The organism is Arenimonas sp. (genome assembly GCF_041913985.1).
Classification (GTDB): Bacteria; Pseudomonadota; Gammaproteobacteria; order Xanthomonadales; family Xanthomonadaceae; genus Arenimonas.
Genome location: NZ_JAYSEG010000039.1, coordinates 1 through 17,301, shown reverse-complemented (window position 1 = coordinate 17,301; position 17,301 = coordinate 1). Strand labels below are relative to the sequence as shown.

The following is a 17,301-nucleotide window of genomic DNA, read 5'->3' as shown; positions in this document are numbered from 1 at the left end:
CGGCCCCCCGCGTGTGTTGTATAGGTGTTGGGTTGGGGGTTCGCCCCCCCGGCCGGCCCGCCGGGCTCGCTGGCGGGCCCCCCCCCGCTCCTACAGGGGAGCCGCCAGCTTCTCGAGCAATACTTGGGCGAAGCGCGCCGCGGCGCCTTCGCCGTAGGGCAGGAACACCGACGGCTCGGTGAGTTCGAGCTCCAGCAGCTGCGGGCCGGTGGGCGAGGGCAGCAGGTCGACGCGCGCGTACACCAGCGGGCCAAAGGGCAGGGCGGCCAGCACCATCGCGGCCACTTCGCGCTCCTGCGCCGAGGGCTCGCGCGGCTGGATGTGTTCTTCCTTGAACAGCGCCCGCGTCGGCTCCTCGCCGCGCCTGAGCAGCGGCGCCTTGCGGATGGCATGGCTGAACTGGCCGCCGAAGAACAGCAGCGCGGTTTCGCCCTGCTCGTCCACCGCGCGCAGGTAGGGCTGCACCAGCACGTGCCGGCCTTCGCCGAGCAGGCGCGCGGCGTGCGCCACGGCCTGGGCGCGGTCGGCGCGCAGGTAGCGTTTCGCATCGCGCGAACCGGCGCCGACGGTGGGCTTGACCACGAATTCCTCGAGGTCGGGCAGCGAGGCCGGGTCGTCGCCGGGCGCCAGGTAGTGGCTTTCGATCACCGGCACGCCGGCCCTGGCCAGCTCGCCGAGGTAACGCTTGTCGGTGTTCCAGCGCACCACGTCCGGCGGGTTCCACAGGCGCGTGAGCCTGGCCACGCGCTCGCACCAGGCCATGAATTCCGGCAGCCGGTCCACGTAGTCCCAGGGCGAACGCAGCAGCACCGCGTCGAAGCGGGCCCAGCTCACCGTGGGGTCGTCCCAGGCCACCACCTGGGCGTCGATGCCGGCCTCCGCGCAGGCCTTGCGCAGCGGGACGAGGTCGTCGTCGAGCGCGAAGGCGGCGATGGCGGTGACCAGCGCGAGTTTCATCGCGTGCCGGGAACCCGGATGTCCACGTACAGCAGGCGCCAGCGCAGCGAGACGCCGTCCGGCCCGGTGTCCACGCCGACCTGTTCGCGCAGCGCGGCCAGCAGTTCGCGCGGGTCGTGGCCGCTGAGCCCGAACAGCTGGGCGCAGAAGCCCAGCATCGCGGCCTCGTCGGGGAAGCGCCAGGGCGTGGCCACTTCGGCGCAGTGCAGCACGTCGCCCAGCGCGGCGTAATCGGCGGGGTCCGGCGACAGGTACATGCCCTGGTGGCCGGTCTGGTTGTAGCGGCCGACGAAACCATCGAGGAAACCGCCCAGCGGCGAACCGGCCGGCACGTCGCCCACGTGCAGCAGGCCGCCGGGCTTCACCCGCGTGGCCAGCTCGCGCAGGAAGCCGGGCTGGTCGTCGATGTGGTGCAGCGCGGCCAGGCAGACGGCGCGGTCGTAGGGCTCCGGGTCGGCCTCGCGCGAAGGCAGGCCCACCGGGATGCCAGCGGCGAAGCCGTCGGTGAGTTCGTAGCCGACCACGCGTGCCTTCCCTTCAAGGTGCTTCGCCAGGTAGCCGCCGCCGGAGGGGAAGTCGAGCACGCGTTCACCCGCGGCCAGCGGCCGGCGCGCGAACAGCGCGTCGAACTCGGCGTCGCGTGCGTGCGGCCAGGCCATCATGGCCGCGTGGTAGAGGTCACCGCGCGCGGCGAAGATTTCCGGGTAGGTCAGGTTCATTGCCGCGACCCCGCGGGCGCGTGGCGCCAGCGGCCCGGGTTTTCCAGCAGCGACTCCAGGCTGCGGCGGATGCGCGCGATGATGCCGGCCCAGCGCGGCTCCTGCGGGTTGGAGTCGTGCAGCACGTTCATGGTGGCGTTGGCCTCGAACACCAGCAGGCGGCCGTCGGGCAGCAGGCTGGCGTCGATGCCGAAGTAGTCCAGGTCCAGGGCGTCGGCGATGGCCAGCACGCGCTCGCGCAGCACCGGCAGCAGGCCCTGTTCGAAGCCCTCGAGTTCGGCCAGCTCGCGTTCGAGCAGCGCGGCGTCGGGCACGCGGCTGTCGGCGTGCACCAGCCAACTGGCGGCGGGGATGTGGTGGCGCAGGAACACGTCGCGGCCCACCACCACCAGGCGCATCTTCCGGTACAGGCCGTCGTCGCCGCGGAAGTCCACGAACTCGGTCACGTAGACCGGGCGGCCGCCCCAGGGCAGCTCGCGCAGCGCGGCGCGCAGGTCTTCCGGGCGGTCCACCCGGGTCAGGTCCTTGCCGCCGTGGTTGCCGCCGATGCGCAGCAGCACCGGGAAGGCCAGGCCTTCGCGGGCGATGGTTTCGCCCAGCTCAGCCGGTTCCTCGATCTGCAGGCGCAAGGTGCGCGGCATGCACAGGCCGGCGATGCCCGCCAGCCGCTGCGACACCTGGTCGCGGCGCGTGGCCAGGATGGCGCCGGGGTGGTTGAAGCAGTTGGCCTGGGTCTTGGCCACCACCGCGTCGATGGTGCGCAGCGCCACCGAGCAGCGGTGCGGCTCGGTCACCGCGTTCACCACCGGGCGCCCGGGCTCCACCTCGTCCACCGTGGTGGTGAGGCCGGGGCCGCAGTAGATGGGCTGGAACCAGGGGCCGCGGCTGCGGTCGAGGTAGCCGGCGATGTTGAGGTTGCCGGGGAAGGAAACCTGCGGGCCCGGTTTGCCGGGCAGGAAGTAGATCTGGGCCATGCCGTCGTCGGGGATGCCGAACAGCAGGGGAAGCGGGGTGCGTGCGGAGGTCATGGAAACTTCTTCAAAGGTTCTGGTAGTTCGGACCCGAGCCGCCTTCCGGCGTGACCCAGGTGATGATCTGGTACGGGTCCTTGATGTCGCAGGTCTTGCAGTGCACGCAGTTGGCGGCGTTGATCTGCAGGCGCTTGCCCTGTTCGTCCTGGACGATTTCGTACACGCCCGCCGGGCAGAAGCGCTGGCAGGGGTTGCCGTATTCCTCGGCGCACTGGGTGATGCACACGTCGGTGTTGGCCACCTTCAGGTGCACCGGCTGGTCTTCGTCGTGCTCGGTGGCGGCGAAGTACACGCCGGCCAGGCGGTCGCGCGGCGCCAGCGTGCGTTCCACGTAATCACGCCTGGGCTTTTCGGCCTCGGCCAGCTTCTGCAGCGAATTCCAGTCCGGCTTGCAGCGCCAGGTCCAGGGCGAGAGGCCGGCGGTGGCGGTTTCCCAGGCCGAATTCAGGAGGCCGAACCACAGACCCTTCTTGAAGCCGGGCTTGATGTTGCGCACCTTCTTGAGCTCGGCCATCACCGGCGAGGCGCGCAGCTTCGCGTCGAAGCCGGCGCTGGCCGGCGCCTCCTGCGCGGCGAGGTGTTCGGCCGCCAGCATGCCGCTGCGGATGGCCTGGTGCGTGCCCTTCACCTTCGGCACGTTGAGCAGGCCGGCGGTGTCGCCGATGAGCAGCGCGCCCGGCATTTCCACCTTCGGCAGCGACTGCCAGCCGCCGGTGACGATGGCGCGCGCGCCGGCGCTGAGGATGGTGCCGCCCTCGAGCAGCGGCTTCACCAGCGGATGGTGCTTGAACTGCTGGAAGGCTTCGTAGGGCTGGTAGTTCGGGTCGCGGTAGTCCAGGCCCGAGACGTAGCCGATGGCCACGCGGTCGTCGGCGAGGTGGTAGACGAAGCTGCCGCCGTAGGTCATCGAGTCGGCCGGCCAGCCGAAGCTGTGGAAGATCTTGCCCGGCTTCACCCGGCCCGGCGGCAGCTGCCAGAGTTCCTTGATGCCGATCGAATAGTTCTGCGGGTCGGATTCGGCGTCGAGGCCGAACTTGCGGATCAGCTGCTTGGTCAGGTGGCCGCGCGCGCCCTCGGCGAGCACCGTCACCTTCGCCCTGATGTCGATGCCCTGGGTGTAGCCGGGCTTGTGCGAACCGTCCTTGGCCACGCCCATGTCGCCGATGCGCACGCCGCAGACGGCGCCGGCCTCGTCGAACAGCGGTTCGGCGGCGGCGAAGCCCGGGTAGATCTCCACGCCCAGGGCCTCGGCCTGGGGCGCCAGCCAGGCGCACATGGCGCCCAGCGAAACGATGAAGTTGCCGTGGTTGGCCATGCCCGGCGGGATGACCGGGAACTTGGTGCCGCCGGTCTTGGTGAGGAACCAGAACTCGTCCTCGGTGGCGGGCACGCACACCGGCGGCGGGGCGTCGCGCCAGCCGGGCAGCAGTTCGTCGAGCGGGCCGGGTTCGATGACCGCGCCCGAGAGGATGTGGGCGCCGATGGTGGAGGCCTTCTCGATCACGCAGACCGAGAGTTCGGGCCTGAGCTGCTTGAGCCGGATCGCGAACGACAGGCCCGCCGGGCCGGCGCCCACGGTCACCACGTCGTATTCCATCACGTCACGTTCACTCATTGCCAAAGCTCCATACGCCGATGTCCGGATTGTCCCGGTTTGCCCGCGGGCGGGCAATCAAGGACACTCGCAGGCAGTCCCGCCACGGAATGCGACACGCATGACCGCCAGCCCCGACGCCCTGCGCCAGGCCCCGCTCTACCGCGTGCTGCACGCCCTGGCCAAGGGTGAAACCAGCAGCGAGGCATTGACCGGCGCCTGCCTGGCCGCCATCGCCCGCGACGGCCACCTCAACGCCTGGACCTGGGTGGACGCCGCCGGCGCCCTGGCCGCCGCCCGCGCCAGCGACGATCGCCGCGCCGAGGGCAAGCCCCTGGGCCGCCTGGACGGCGTGCCGATCGCCGTGACCGACGCCTTCGACATCGCCGGCATGCCCACCAGCCTGGGCCTGCCGGGCCACCCCGGCCTGGCCGAGCACGACGCCCACGTGGTGCGGCGCCTGCGCGGCGCCGGCGCGGTGTTCCTGGGCAAGACCAACCTCGACGAGGCCGCCTTCGGTACCGTCGGCCGCAACCCGCATTTCGGCGACGTGCGCAACCCGCTGCTGCCCGACCGCGCCGCCGGCGGTGCGTCCGGTGGTTCGGCCGCGGCCCTGGCCGCCGGCCACGCCGTGGTGGCGCTGGGCACCGACACCCTGGGCGCCACCCGCATCCCCGCCGCCTTCTGCGGCCTGGTGGGCCACAAGCCCACGCTGGGCGAACTGAGCGCGCGCGGCATGGCCCCGGCGCTGCGCCGCCTGGACTGCCCGGGCCTGCTGGCGCGCGCGGTGCAGGACATCGGCCTGGTGCTGCCGGTGCTGGCCGGCTACGACGCCGGCGACCCGCGTTCGCGCAAGCGCCGCGTGCCGCTGGCGCCGCCGGACTGGGTGCCGGGCGAACTCAAGGCCGGCGTGGTCGCCGACCTGTCCGCCCTGGGCGTGGACGCCGCGGTGGTGGAGAACTTCAGCGCCGTGATGGCGCGCGTGGCCGCGGTGTTCGGCAGCGCGCTGCCGGTGGCGCTGGAGATCGCCCCGCTGGAAGTGGCGGCCACCCGCCGCGCCGCCCTGCTGCTGATGGAAGCCGAGATCCTGGCGGCGCACGAGGCGCGGCTGGGCGGGGCCTCCACCCGCCTGCGCTGGCTGCTCGACTTCGCCCAGCGCAAGACCGCCGCCGACGCCGCCCGCGCCCACCGCCGCCTGGACGGCCACGTGGTGCAGGTGCGGCGCCTGTTCGAACAGTTCGACGTGCTGCTGCTGCCCACCGTGGCCACGCCGCCGCCGGCCTGGGGCGCGGATGAGCCGGCGAACCTGGCCGACCTCACCGCGCTGGCCTCGCTGGCCGGCTGCCCGGCGCTCAGCCTGCCGCTGCCCGGCGGCCTGGGCCTGCAGCTCGTCGGCGCGCCCGGCAGCGACCTGCGCCTGATCGAACTCGCCGGCATCCTCGCCTCCGTCGCCGATACTGGCGAATAGCGTTTTTGCCACGGCTTCGCCCAGGCGTCCTGATTCAAACGCGGATCAAGGCGGATGGACACGGATAAAGGCGAATAGGGCGAAAGCAAATTTGAATTGCTTAATTCGCTCTTATCCGAGTCCATCCGCCTTGATCCGCGTTCAGAACTGAACCCCGCACGCTCGTGGCTGCACTGACTTACCCCGCAGGAGTTACGTTTGTCCCGGGCTGGCTGCCGGCCGGTGAAGCCGATGCGCTGTACGACGCGCTGATGCAGCAGGTGGCATGGGAGACGCACCGGATACGGATGTTCGGGCGGATGGTGGATTCGCCGCGGCTGAGCTGCTGGATCGGCGACCCCGGCGCGAGCTACGTGTATTCGCGCGTGCGCTTCGAGCCGCGGCCCTGGCCGGCGGCGCTGGCGGCGCTGCGGCCGCGCGTGGACGCGGCGGCGGGCGTGGCGATGAACAGCGTGCTGGCGAACCTGTACCGCGACGGCCGTGACGCGATGGGCTGGCACAGCGACGACGAGCCCGAGCTGGGCCCGCGGCCGGTGATCGCTTCGATCAGCCTGGGCGGCACGCGCCGCTTCGCCTTCCGGCACCGCCACGACCCCGCGCGCAAGTGCACGCTCGAGTTGCCGCACGGCAGCCTGCTGCTGATGACCGGCGACACCCAGGCGCAGTGGCGGCACGCGCTGCCGCGCACGGCGCGGCCGGTGCCGCCGCGCATCAACCTCACTTTCCGGCGGATTCTTCCTTCGCCGTGAGCACGCGCTGGCCTTCGACCAGGGTCCAGCCGACGATTTCCTGCGACAGCTGCGACATGGCCTGCCCGAAGGCCGCCACCACCGGCTCGATCTGCTCGCCCTGGCTGGGCACCACCACGCGGAAGCGCTTCGCCGTCACGCCGCCGTGGCCGCGCAGGGCCACGAGGCGCGCCTGCAGTTCCACCACCACCTCGGGCCGGCCACCGGTGTAAACGGTTTCGAAGGCGCGCAGTTCGGTGAACAGCCCGAAGTCGCCGCGCGCGCCGCCGAAGCGGCCCACCGCGGCGATGCGGCCGGAGTCCTCGAAGGCCTGCACCAGCGCCGTCTGCAGCAGCTCCGGCGCGCTGTCGGCCCAGCGCGCGCCCTTGTAGGTCTGCAGGCGGTCGGGCGCGGGGCGCACGGCGATGCGGGTGGAGTCGAGCAGCTGGTGGGTGTCGGGCGTGGACACGCTGAGCTGCCAGTCCACCGCCGGCCAGGCCGGGTCGGCGGTGATGGCGGTGCGCGGCGAGAAGATCTGCACCTCGGCGGTGGGCCCGACGATGGAGCAGCCGGCCAGCGCAAACGCGAGCGCGGCGGCAAGGACGGGAAGGCGCGGGGCGCGACGGGTCATGGTTCGAACTCCTCGGGCTGTTCGCGGCCGAGCAGGTAGCCCGCCGGGTTGTTTTCAAGGCGGTCGGCCAGGTCGTCGATCTCGCGGATCAGCGAGCGCAGCTGGCGCATGGTGGGGCCCACCTGGCCCAGGCCGTCGCGGCTGAAGTCGGCGATGGCCTCGCGGTTGTCGCCCAGGATCGCGTCGGCGCTGCGGCTGGCGGACTCGAGCTGGACCAGGGTGGCGTCGAGCTTGGCCACCAGGGCCGGCAGCTCCTGCACCACGCCTTCGTCGAGGTGGTTGATGGTGCGGTCGGCGCTGGCCAGGGTGGCGTCGAGCTTCTCGCTGGCGGCGCGCGCGTTGCGCACCAGCGCGGCGATCTCCTCGCGCTCGGCGGCCAGGGTGCCGGTGACCTGGTTGATCTGGTCGAGCGTGGCGGTGACGCGGGCGACGTTTTCCTCGCTCAGCAGCCGGTTCACGCGGTCGACGATCTCGTTGGCGGTGGCGGCGATGTTCTTCAGCGCCGACGGTTCGCTCGGGATCACCGGCACGTCCTTGCCGCGGCCGCCTTCCAGCGCCGGGGCGCCCGGGCTGCCGCCGGTGAGCTGGATCACGGCCACGCCGGTGAGGCCGGTCATGGTGAGCTTGGCGCGGGTGTCGGTGCGCACCGGCGTGTCGGCCGACAGGCGGATGCGCGCCACCACCTTGCGCGGGTCGTCCTTCATCAGCGACAGCGCGCGCACTTCGCCCACGCTGATGCCCGAATACAGCACCTGGCTGCCGGTGCTCAGGCCGGTCACGGCTTCCTGGAACACCACGTCGTATTCGCCATAGGCCTTCTCGGTGGTGTACTTGGCGATCCACAGCGCGAACAGCACCGCGAACAGGCATACCGCCAGGGTGAAGGCGCCGATCAACACATGGTTGGCGCGGGTTTCCATCTCAAGCCTCCTTGGCCAGGGCGGCCTGCGCGGCGCGTCCGCGCGGGCCGTGGAAATACTCCTGCACCCACGGGTGGTCGAAGCGCTCGACCTCGGCCAGCGGGGCATTGACCAGCACGCGCTTGTCGGCCAGCACCGCGACGCGGTCGCAGATGGCGTAGAGCGTGTCGAGGTCGTGGGTGATCAGGAACACGGTGAGCCCGAGCGCGCGCTGCAGCGTGCGGATGAGCTCGTCGAAGGCGGCGGCGCCGATCGGGTCGAGGCCGGCGGTGGGTTCGTCGAGGAAAAGCAGGGCGGGGTCGAGCGCCAGCGCGCGGGCGATGCCGGCGCGCTTGCGCATGCCGCCGGAAAGCTGCGAGGGCAGCTTGGCGCCGGCGTCCTCGCCCAGGCCGGCCATGCGGATCTTGAGCATGGCCAGGTCGTGCACCATGTCGTCGGGCAGCTCGGGATAGTGCTCCTTCAGCGGCACCGAGACGTTCTCGGCCACGGTGAGCGAGGAGAACAGGGCGCCGTTCTGGAACAGCACGCCGGTATTGCGCTCGATGACGCCGTGGGCGCGGGCGCGGTCGCTGAGCGCGTCCACGCCCAGCACCTCGATGCTGCCGCCCTGGGGGTCGCGCAGGCCGAGGATGGCGCGCATCAGCACCGACTTGCCGGTGCCCGAGCCGCCCACCACGCCGATGATCTCGCCGCGGCGCACGTCCAGGTCTAGGTTGTCGTGCACCACCTGCTCGCCGAAGGTGTTGCGCAGGCCGCGCACGCGGATGGCCGGGCCGTCGCCGGCGGGCAGTTCGTCGCTCACCAGTCCATCTCCATGAAGAACATGGCGGCGAAGGCGTCGAGCAGGATCACCAGCGATATGGTCTGCACCACGGAAGACGTGGTGCGTTCGCCCACCGACTCGGCCGTGCCCTTCACCTGGAAGCCTTCCAGGCAGCCAATCAGGGCGATGACCACGGCGAACACCGGGGCCTTGGACACGCCCACCCAGAAGTGCCGCAGCTCGGTGGTTTCCTGCAGGCGCGCCAGGAACATGTCCGGGCTCATGCCCAGGCTGGCCACCGACACCGCCATGCCGCCGGCGATGCCCGCGATCATGGCCAGGAAGGTGAGCAGGGGCAGCATCACCAGCAGCGCCACCAGGCGCGGCAGCACCAGCAGCTCCACCGGGTCCAGGCCCAGGGTGCGGATGGCGTCGATCTCCTCGCCGCTCTGCATCGCGCCGATTTGCGCGGTGAAGGCGCTGGCGGTGCGGCCGGCGAGCAGGATGGCGGTGAGCAGCACGGCGAATTCGCGCAGGAAGGCGATGCCCACCAGTTCCACCACGAAGATCTCGGCGCCGAAGTCGCGCAGCACGGTGGCGCCCAGGAAGGCGATGACCGCGCCGACCATGAAGCTCAGCAGCACCACCAGCGGCACGGCGTCCAGGCCCACCTGCTCCATGTGGTGGATGGTGGGCGTGGCGCGGAAGCGGGCGGGGCGCAGCAGCACGCCCAGGCCGGTCTTGAGCGTCAGGCCCAGGAAACCCACCAGGGCCAGCACCTCGCGGGTGTAGTCCTCGACCGCGAAGCCCATGCGGGCCAGCATTTCCTGCACGCCGTAGTCCTTGCGGGCCACGCGCGGCGGGTTTTCGCAGATGGCGCGCACGGTTTCGGTGAGCGGCTGGTGTTCGGGCCGCACTTCCACCGTGGCCAGGCCCAGGCCCACCTTCACCGCGTAGCGCGACAGCATCATGGCGCCGGCGGAATCGAGCCGGCGGATGTCGCGGCCATCGATGTCGTCGGCCGAGGCCGGCGCCGACTCGATCAGGGCCAGCAGCTGGGCGGCGTTGGCGAGGGTCCAGTCGCCGCGGGCGCTGAGGATGCCCGGGTGGCGTTCGCTGGTTTCGATGCGTGGCGCTTCGCTCATTGCGCGGGGGCGCGTCCGTCGGGGCCAGCGGAGAGCATAGCCGGGGCGGTGGCCCGGCGTGAAATCCGGCTGCGCCGGCGCGCCGGGCCATGTCATGCTTCCGGCCCATGAACGCCCCCGTCCTCACCAGCCAGGCCACCTACGAGGCCCAGGCGAACTTCGTGGCCGAGCTGGCGACGCGCCTGCATGTCTACGGCACCACCGCACAGCGCCTGGAGGGCGCGGTGGAGGCCGTGGCGCACCGGCTGGGGCTGGACTGCGAGATCTTCTCCAATCCCACCGGCATGATCCTGAGCTTCGCCGACCCGGTGCGCGGCCAGCACAACGGCATCACCCGCGTGATCCGGCTGGACCCGGGCGAGCAGAACCTGGCCCGGCTGGCGGCCACCGACGCCATTGCCGAGGACGTGCTGGCGGGCCGCCTGGCCCCGGCCGACGGCCTGGCCGCGCTCAAGGCGCTCGACCGCCCCGGCACGCGCCGCATGCAGGCCATGGCGGCCTTCAGCTTCGGCCTGTCGGCGGCGTCGGTGGCGGCGCTGCTGGGCGCCGGCGCGGCGGGCGTGGTGACGGCCGGCGTGATCGGCCTGGTCATCGGCGTGATGGCGGTGCTGGCCGGCGGGCGGCCGCGGCTGGGCGAGGCGCTGGAAGCCATCGCGGCCATGGTGGCCACGCTGCTGGCGGCGGCGGTGGCCAGCTTCGTCGAGCCGCTGGCCTTCAAGACCGTCATCGTGGCCTCGCTGATCGTGCTGATGCCGGGCCTGATGCTCACCAACGCGGTGAGCGAACTCTCGGCCCAGCACCTGGTGTCGGGCACGGCGCGCTTCGCCGGCGCGCTGATGATCCTGATGAAGCTCACCTTCGGCACCGTGGCGGCGATGCAGGTGGTGCGGCTGCTGGGCTGGGTGCCGCAGGAGGCGGCGGCGCAGGCCCTGCCGCCGGCGGCCGAACTGGTGGCGCTGGGCGTGGCGGCGTTCGCGTTCGCGGTGCTGTTCCAGGCGTCCCGGCGCGACTACCCGCTGGTGATGGCGTCGGTACTGCTGGGCTATGCGCTCACCCGCCTGGGCGGGGAAGTGCTGGGCCTGGCCTCGGACAACTTCGCCGGCGGCGCCTTCTTCGCCGGCATGGGCGTGGCGGCGCTGAGCAACGCCTACGGCCGCTGGCGCAACCGCCCGGGCGCGCTGGTGCGCGTGCCCGGCATCATCCTGCTGGTGCCGGGCAGCGTGGGTTTCCGCAGCCTGAACTTCGTGATGGAGCGCGACGTGTTCCTGGGCCTGGACATGGCCTTCGCCCTGCTCTCGGCCCTGATCGCGCTGGTGGCCGGGCTGCTGTTCGGCAACCTGCTGGTTCCGTCGCGGCGGAATATCTAGTTTTCAACGCGGATCAGGGCGGATGGAAGCGGATAAAGGCGAATAAAGAAATGAATTAGGGGTCAGAGTACATTTTTGCCGCGCGGCAAAATGTACTCTGACCCCCATTTTTTCCTTCGCTCTTATCCGCTTCCATCCGCCCTGATCCGCGTTCGAATCCAGGCGTCCGATCCCGGCTCAGCCCTTGATGGCGAAGTCCTCGAGCTTGCGGCCGCGGGCGAGTTCGGCGGCGAGCCACTTGGGCGGCATGCCGCGGCCGGCCCAGGTCTGGGACGGGTCGGCGGGGTTGCGGTACTTCGGCGGCACCTTGGCACCCTTGGCGGCGGACTTGCGCGCCGGGGCCTTCTTCGCGGCCACGCCGGCCTTCTCGCGCACCATCCGGCCGGTGCCGAACAGCTCGTCCACGGTGTAACCCTCGGCCTTGGCCAGCGACACCAGCTTCTTGCGCACGGCGGCGATCGGCTTGCGCTTGGCCAGGGTCTTCTTGCGCTGGCTGGCCTTCGCGATCAGGGCCTGGAGTTCCTTGGCCGACAGGCCTTCGAGGTTGATGCTCATGGGTTTCCTTCGGGTCCTGGAATGAAAAAGGGTTTCCGGGCGCTGGCCCGGAAACCCCGATGGTAAACCCGTGCAAACCTTTCGCGAAACCCGCGGGCGGGTTTCGCGCGGTTTTCTTACGCCAACCCGAGGCGCTGCCACAGGGCGGCGCGGTCGAGGTTCTCGCTGTCGGCGGCGCGGCGGGCGCGGTATTCGAAGGTGCCGGCCTCGAGCCCGCGGCCCGAGACCACCACGCGGTGCGGGATGCCGATCAGCTCGATGTCGCCGAACATCACGCCCGGGCGCAGGCCGCGGTCGTCGATCACAACCTCCAGCCCGGCGGCCTTGAGCTCGGCGTACAGCGCGTCGGCGGCCTCGACCACGGCCGGGTCGTTCTTCGGGTTGATGATGCACACCGCCACCTGCCAGGGCGCCATCGGCGCGGGCCAGCAGATGCCGTTGGCGTCGAAGTTCTGCTCGATGGCGGCGGCAACGATGCGCGACACGCCGATGCCGTAGCAGCCCATGTGCATCACCTGGGCCTTGCCCTCGGCGTCGAGCACGGTGGCCTTGAGCGCCTCGGCGTACTTCTGGCCGAGCTGGAACACGTGGCCCACCTCGATGCCGCGGGCGATCTTCAGCACGCCCTGGCCGTCGGGCGAGGGGTCGCCCTCGACCACGTTGCGGATGTCGGCCACCAGCGTGGGTTCGGGCAGGTCGCGGCCCCAGTTCACGCCGGCCAGGTGGTAACCCTTGCGGTTGGCGCCCACGACGAAGTCGGCCATGGCCGCCACGGTGCGGTCGGCGATGACGGTGATGGCCCTGGCGGGCTTCACCGGGCCCAGGAAGCCGGGCTCGCTGCCCAGGTGCTCGGCGATCTCGGCCTCGGTGGCCAGGCGGTAGTCGGCCAGGCCGGCCAGCTTGGCCAGCTTGATCTCGTTCACCACGTGGTCGCCGCGCACCAGCGCCAGCACGAAGCCCTGCTCGCCCACCAGCGCCACCGACTTCACGGTGCGCTCGAGCGCGATGCCCATCAGCTTGGCCACTTCCTCGCAGGTCTTCTGCCAGGGCGTCTCGACCTCGCGCAGGGCCTCGGCGGCGGCCGGGCGGGCGCCGGGCGACACGGCCTCGGCCATCTCGACATTGGCGGCGTAATCGCTGCCGTCGGAGAAGGCGATGGCGTCCTCGCCCGAATCGGCCAGCACGTGGAACTCATGCGAGGCGCTGCCGCCGATGGCGCCGGTGTCGGCGTTCACCGCGCGGAACATCAGGCCCAGGCGGGTGAAGATGCGCGAATAGGCGTCGTACATCGCCTGGTAGGTTTCGCGCAGGCTCTCGGCGCCGAGGTGGAAGGAGTAGGCGTCCTTCATCAGGAACTCGCGCGCGCGCATCACGCCGAAGCGCGGGCGGATCTCGTCGCGGAACTTGGTCTGGATCTGGTAGAAGTTCACCGGCAGCTGCTTGTAGCTGCGCAGCTCGTTGCGGGCGAAGTCGGTGACCACTTCCTCGTGGGTGGGGCCGTAGCAGAACTCGCCGTCCTTGCGGTCCTTGATCTTGAGCAGCTGGCCGCCGAACTTCTCCCAGCGGCCGGTCTCGTCCCACAGCTCGCGCGGCTGGATCGAGGGCATGAGCATCTCGATGGCGCCGGCGCGGTCCATTTCCTCGCGCACGATGGCCTCCACCTTGCGCAGCACGCGCAGGCCCAGCGGGCTCCAGGTGTACAGGCCGGCGGCCAGCTTGCGGATCATGCCGGCGCGCAGCATCAGCTGGTGGCTGACGACTTCGGCGTCGGCCGGGGTTTCCTTGCTGGTATTGAGGTGGAACTGGGAAAGACGCATCGGGGCAACCGGGCCGCTTGGGTGGGTCGGCCATTGTAACGGCCGCCTGGCCCCCCGTGGCGCGGGTTTACTGGCCTTCGGCGGCCGGCGTGCAGTAGGCGTCGACCTGGCGCTTGGCCATGTCGCGGTTGCTGGCGCGCTCCTCGGCGCTCATTTCCTCGGGCTTGCCGTCGCCGTCGCGGTCGAACTGCACGCGCTTGTCGGAGGCCAGCAGCTCGTAGTTGGCCTTGGCGCGGTCGCAGGCCTGCTCGGCCGGGCTCCTGGCCGGGGCCTCGGCGGCGGCCGGCGGCGCCTCGGGCTCGGAAGTGCCGACGCGGTGCGCCTCGGCGTCCTCGGTCTCGATCTGGGAGTACACGGTTTCGCCGGACGCCCCCTTCGACTTGTAGACCGTGGTGTCCTCGGCGGAAACCAGGCCCGGCATCAGGGCGGCGGACAGGGCGAGCAGCAGGGCGTGGCGGGACATGGCGGGCCTCCGGGGGCGTTCGTGCGACCGTGATACCACCCCCGCGCGGACCCCGCAAGGCGAGGCTATGGGCGGCTCCGGCGAGCCGCTACACTGGCGCCATGGAACCCACCGAAGACACCGGCCCGGCCCGTGGCCGCGGCATCTACCTGCTGCCCAACCTGCTGACCACGGGCGGGCTGTTCGCCGGGTTCTACGCCATCCTGGCCGCCGCCAGCGGCAACTTCGAGAACGCCTGCATCGCCGTGTTCGTGGCCGCCCTGTTCGACGGCCTGGACGGCCGGGTGGCCCGCATGACCGGCACCACCAGCGACTTCGGCGTGCAGTACGACTCCCTGGCCGACCTGGTCAGCTTCGGCATGGCGCCCTCGCTGGTCATGTACCACTGGGCCCTGGTGGGCTTCCGGGCCGACGGCCCGGTGCTGGCCAAGGTGGGCTGGGCCGCCGCCTTCCTGTACGCCGCCTGCGCCGCGCTGCGGCTGGCGCGCTTCAACACACAGGTGGGCTCCACCGACAAGCGCTTCTTCATCGGCCTGGCCAGCCCGGCCGCGGCCGGCCTGGTGGTGTCCTTCGTCTGGGCCATGAACACCTTCGGCTATGGCGGCCAGGGCCTGCGCTGGCTGGCGCTGGTGGTCACGGTGGCGGCCGGCCTGCTGATGGTGAGCCGGGTGAAGTACTTCAGCTTCAAGGGCTTCCCGAAGGGCGGCCGGGTGCCGTTCTACGTGATGGCGCTGGTGGTGGTCACCATCGCGGTGCTGTTCATCGCCCAGGCCAAGGGACTGTTCGCGCTGGCCCTGCTGTACGCGCTTTCCGGCCCGGCCTTCGGCCTGTGGGTGGCGCTGCGCCGGAAGAAGGCCGCCGCATGAGCTGGACACAGGCCCAGCGGGCGATGCTGTCGGCGATGGGCTACACGCTCTACCGCCCGGCCGGCGCGTCCGCCGCTGTGGCGCCGGTGAGCGGGGCCGACGCCGGCCCGCTGCCCGAGGGCCCGCTGCTCAAGGCCCTGCGTCGCGCCGCGCGCCGCGACGACCTGGCCGGCCTGCCGCTGCCCCCGTGGGAACAGCTGCGCGCCGACGCCGCCACCAAGCGCGCGCTGTGGCTGCGCCTGCGGGCGCTGCGCCGCGCCCGCTGAGCCGCGATGAACGCGCGTCCCGCCGACGCCTCGCAGATGCGGCCGATGAAGCAGGCCGACGTGGACGTCGTCGCCGAGATCGAGAAGCGTGCCTATCCCTTCCCCTGGACGCCGGGCATCTTCCGCGACTGCCTGCGCGCCGGGCACCAGTGCTGGGTGCTGGAGGCGGGGAGCAAGGTGCTGGGTTACGGCGTGCTCAGCGCGGCGGCCGGCGAGGCGCACATCCTCAACGTGTGCATCGCGCCCGAGTACCAGGGCCGCGGCCACGGCCGCCGGCTGCTGGCGCGGCTGGTGGACCTGGCGCGCTGGCACCACGCGCACCAGGTGTTCCTGGAAGTGCGGCCCTCGAACCCGCGCGCCATCAACCTCTACCGCGACTTCGGCTTCAACGAGATCGGCCTGCGGCCGAACTACTACCCGGCCGAGAAGGGCCGCGAGGACGCCATCGTGATGGCGATGGAGCTGCTGCCGCCGGGCCGCGACTGGCCGCCGTGACGCGCCTCCCGTAGGAGCGGGGGGGGGGCGCCCCCCCGGCCGGCGGAGGGGGGGGGCGGGGGACGCCCGCCCACGGGGGGGGGGGGCGCCGCCCGCGCCGCCGGGCGGGGCCGCGGTGCCGCGCCGCCCTTAGGAGCGGCTTCAGCCGCGAAGCTTCTCGCGAAGGGCTTCGCGGCTGAAGCCGCTCCTACAGGGGCTGTGGCCGGCTCAGGCGCCGAGCTTGGCGCGCTGGGCCTGCAGGGCGGCGTGCTGGTTGGCCCAGTCGGCCAGGCGGGCGCGCTCCTGCTCCACCACGGCCGCCGGGGCGTTGGCCACGAAGGTGTCGTTGCCCAGCTTGGCCTCGCACTTGGCCAGTTCGCCGGCGATGCGCTTGAGCTCCTTGTCCAGGCGCGCCTTCTCGGCGCCCAGGTCGATCAGGCCCTCGAGCGGGATCAGCAGCTTGAGCGAACCAAGCACGGCCGCGGCGGCGGCCGGGGCGTCGCCGGCGATCCATTCGATGGACTCGACGCGGGCCAGGAACTTCAGCGCCGGCGCGTGGCGTTCGACGCGCTCGCGGTCGGCGGCCTCGCCGTCCTGCAGCAGCAGCGGCACGGCCTTCGAGGGCGCGATGTTCATCTGGCTGCGGATCGAGCGCAGCTGGGTGACGGCGGCCTTGAGCCATTCGATGTCGGCGGCGGCCGCGGGGCTGCGCTGCGCGTCGTCGATGGCCGGCCAGGGCTGGGTGCTGATGCTGTCGCCGGCGATGCCGAGCTTGGACGCCACGGCCTGCCAGATTTCCTCGGTGACGAAGGGCACCAGCGGGTGCAGGGCGCGCAGCAGCGCTTCGAGCACGAACAGCAGGGTGTGGCGGGTGCTGTCGGCGGCGGCGGCGTCGCTGCCGGTGAGCGCGGGCTTGGCGAGTTCCAGGAACCAGTCGCAGAACTCGTTCCAGGCGAACTCGTACAGCGCCTGCGAGACCAGGTCGAAGCGGTAGCCGGCGTAGCCTTCCTCGACCTCGCGCAGGGTGTGCTGCAGGCGGTCGAGGATCCAGCGCTCGGAGTCGGTGCGCGGCTGCGGCGCGCCGCTGGCGCTGAAGCCCTCGCAGTTCATCAGCGCGAAGCGGGCGGCGTTCCAGAGCTTGTTGCAGAAGTTCTTGTAGCCCTCGCAGCGGGCCAGGTCGAACTTGATGTCGCGGCCGTGGGTGGCCAGCGAGGCGAAGGTGAAGCGCAGCGCGTCGGCGCCGAAGGCCGGGATGCCCTCGGGGTATTCCTTGCGCGTGGCCTTCTCGATCTTGGGCGCGTCGGTGGGCTTCATCAGGCCGATGGTGCGCTTGGCCACCAGGGCGTCGGCGCTGATGCCGTCGATGATGTCGATCGGGTCGAGCACGTTGCCCTTGGACTTGGACATCTTCTGGCCGTCGCGGTCGCGCACCAGGCCAGTGATGTAGACGTCCTTGAACGGCACGTGGCCGGTGAAGTGGTCGGTCATCATGATCATCCGGGCGACCCAGAAGAAGATGATGTCGAAGCCGGTGACC

The 17,301-nt window shown here is 71.4% G+C and carries 18 protein-coding genes; 6 read left to right on the top strand and 12 right to left on the bottom strand.

Annotation, left to right across the window (positions count from 1 at the left end):
• Positions 1–90 precede the first annotated feature (90 nt).
• From ACE3Q2_RS11885 to ACE3Q2_RS11870, 4 genes are read right to left on the bottom strand one after another with little or no spacing between them, the layout of a single operon-like run.
• Positions 91–957, bottom strand: coding sequence for a RimK family alpha-L-glutamate ligase (locus ACE3Q2_RS11885; RefSeq protein ID WP_231696376.1), 867 nt, complete (start codon positions 955–957; stop codon positions 91–93).
• Positions 954–1,676 (bottom strand): methyltransferase domain-containing protein, encoded by a 723-nt coding sequence (locus tag ACE3Q2_RS11880; protein ID WP_231696375.1) that lies wholly within the window; start codon positions 1,674–1,676, stop codon positions 954–956. The genes ACE3Q2_RS11885 and ACE3Q2_RS11880 overlap by 4 nt, the downstream gene beginning before the upstream one ends.
• Positions 1,673–2,704, bottom strand: a complete 1,032-nt coding sequence (locus tag ACE3Q2_RS11875) for a RimK family alpha-L-glutamate ligase (RefSeq protein ID WP_374474219.1) — start codon at positions 2,702–2,704, stop codon at positions 1,673–1,675. Before ACE3Q2_RS11875 ends, ACE3Q2_RS11880 begins: the two co-directional genes overlap by 4 nt.
• A gap of 10 nt (positions 2,705–2,714) precedes the next feature.
• Positions 2,715–4,322 carry an electron transfer flavoprotein-ubiquinone oxidoreductase gene (locus tag ACE3Q2_RS11870; RefSeq protein WP_374474218.1) on the bottom strand — a complete coding sequence of 536 codons (1,608 nt, stop codon included), beginning with the start codon at positions 4,320–4,322 and terminating at the stop codon, positions 2,715–2,717.
• A gap of 100 nt (positions 4,323–4,422) precedes the next feature.
• On the opposite strand from ACE3Q2_RS11870, the gene ACE3Q2_RS11865 reads away from it, so the two are divergent.
• Together ACE3Q2_RS11865 and ACE3Q2_RS11860 are read left to right on the top strand one after the other, a co-directional pair.
• Positions 4,423–5,769: an amidase gene (locus ACE3Q2_RS11865; protein WP_374474216.1), complete on the top strand. Its 1,347-nt coding sequence runs from the start codon at positions 4,423–4,425 to the stop codon at positions 5,767–5,769.
• Positions 5,770–5,942: 173 nt separating this feature from the next.
• A complete protein-coding gene (locus ACE3Q2_RS11860; RefSeq protein ID WP_374474229.1) occupies positions 5,943–6,518 on the top strand; it encodes an alpha-ketoglutarate-dependent dioxygenase AlkB in 576 nt (191 codons plus the stop codon).
• On the opposite strand, the gene ACE3Q2_RS11855 is transcribed toward ACE3Q2_RS11860, so the two are convergent.
• Genes ACE3Q2_RS11855 through ACE3Q2_RS11840 form a run of 4 tightly spaced genes read right to left on the bottom strand, consistent with a single transcriptional unit; the run spans position 6,487 to position 9,956 of the window.
• Positions 6,487–7,128: an ABC-type transport auxiliary lipoprotein family protein gene (locus tag ACE3Q2_RS11855; protein WP_231696370.1), complete on the bottom strand. Its 642-nt coding sequence runs from the start codon at positions 7,126–7,128 to the stop codon at positions 6,487–6,489. The two genes, ACE3Q2_RS11860 and ACE3Q2_RS11855, sit on opposite strands and share 32 nt — an antisense overlap.
• Entirely contained in the window at positions 7,125–8,048 is a 924-nt protein-coding gene (locus tag ACE3Q2_RS11850; RefSeq protein ID WP_374474215.1) for an MlaD family protein, read from the bottom strand. The genes ACE3Q2_RS11855 and ACE3Q2_RS11850 overlap by 4 nt, the downstream gene beginning before the upstream one ends.
• A gap of 1 nt (position 8,049) precedes the next feature.
• Complete coding sequence (locus ACE3Q2_RS11845; protein WP_231696368.1) at positions 8,050–8,850, bottom strand: ABC transporter ATP-binding protein; 801 nt, start codon at positions 8,848–8,850, stop codon at positions 8,050–8,052.
• The gene (locus ACE3Q2_RS11840) at positions 8,847–9,956 is read right to left on the bottom strand and encodes an ABC transporter permease (RefSeq protein ID WP_231696367.1); all 1,110 of its coding nucleotides are present in this window, start codon (positions 9,954–9,956) and stop codon (positions 8,847–8,849) included. Before ACE3Q2_RS11840 ends, ACE3Q2_RS11845 begins: the two co-directional genes overlap by 4 nt.
• A 107-nt stretch (positions 9,957–10,063) precedes the next feature.
• On the opposite strand from ACE3Q2_RS11840, the gene ACE3Q2_RS11835 reads away from it, so the two are divergent.
• A complete protein-coding gene (locus ACE3Q2_RS11835; protein WP_231696366.1) occupies positions 10,064–11,323 on the top strand; it encodes a threonine/serine exporter family protein in 1,260 nt (419 codons plus the stop codon).
• Between the two features lie 177 nt (positions 11,324–11,500).
• On the opposite strand, the gene ACE3Q2_RS11830 is transcribed toward ACE3Q2_RS11835, so the two are convergent.
• The 3 genes from ACE3Q2_RS11830 to ACE3Q2_RS11820 all read right to left on the bottom strand — a co-directional run bounded on the left by ACE3Q2_RS11830 (position 11,501) and on the right by ACE3Q2_RS11820 (position 14,158).
• Positions 11,501–11,878 carry an H-NS histone family protein gene (locus tag ACE3Q2_RS11830; RefSeq protein ID WP_231696365.1) on the bottom strand — a complete coding sequence of 126 codons (378 nt, stop codon included), beginning with the start codon at positions 11,876–11,878 and terminating at the stop codon, positions 11,501–11,503.
• Between the two features lie 116 nt (positions 11,879–11,994).
• Positions 11,995–13,695, bottom strand: a complete 1,701-nt coding sequence (locus tag ACE3Q2_RS11825) for a proline--tRNA ligase (protein WP_374474213.1) — start codon at positions 13,693–13,695, stop codon at positions 11,995–11,997.
• Positions 13,696–13,762: 67 nt separating this feature from the next.
• Positions 13,763–14,158 carry a hypothetical protein gene (locus ACE3Q2_RS11820; protein ID WP_231696363.1) on the bottom strand — a complete coding sequence of 132 codons (396 nt, stop codon included), beginning with the start codon at positions 14,156–14,158 and terminating at the stop codon, positions 13,763–13,765.
• A gap of 101 nt (positions 14,159–14,259) precedes the next feature.
• Between ACE3Q2_RS11820 and pssA the strand changes: the two genes are divergently transcribed.
• From pssA to rimI, 3 genes are read left to right on the top strand one after another with little or no spacing between them, the layout of a single operon-like run.
• On the top strand, positions 14,260–15,024 hold the full coding sequence (pssA, locus tag ACE3Q2_RS11815; RefSeq protein ID WP_231696362.1) for a CDP-diacylglycerol--serine O-phosphatidyltransferase: 765 nt from the start codon (positions 14,260–14,262) through the stop codon (positions 15,022–15,024).
• Positions 15,021–15,290 carry a hypothetical protein gene (locus ACE3Q2_RS11810; protein ID WP_374474212.1) on the top strand — a complete coding sequence of 90 codons (270 nt, stop codon included), beginning with the start codon at positions 15,021–15,023 and terminating at the stop codon, positions 15,288–15,290. The genes pssA and ACE3Q2_RS11810 overlap by 4 nt, the downstream gene beginning before the upstream one ends.
• Positions 15,291–15,296: 6 nt before the next feature.
• Complete coding sequence (rimI, locus tag ACE3Q2_RS11805) at positions 15,297–15,785, top strand: ribosomal protein S18-alanine N-acetyltransferase (protein WP_231696360.1); 489 nt, start codon at positions 15,297–15,299, stop codon at positions 15,783–15,785.
• Positions 15,786–15,992: 207 nt separating this feature from the next.
• Here rimI and ACE3Q2_RS11800 read toward each other — a convergent pair.
• Positions 15,993–17,301, bottom strand: a 1,309-nt coding sequence (locus ACE3Q2_RS11800) for a class I tRNA ligase family protein (protein ID WP_374474210.1), incomplete at its 5' end; no start/stop codon positions are given.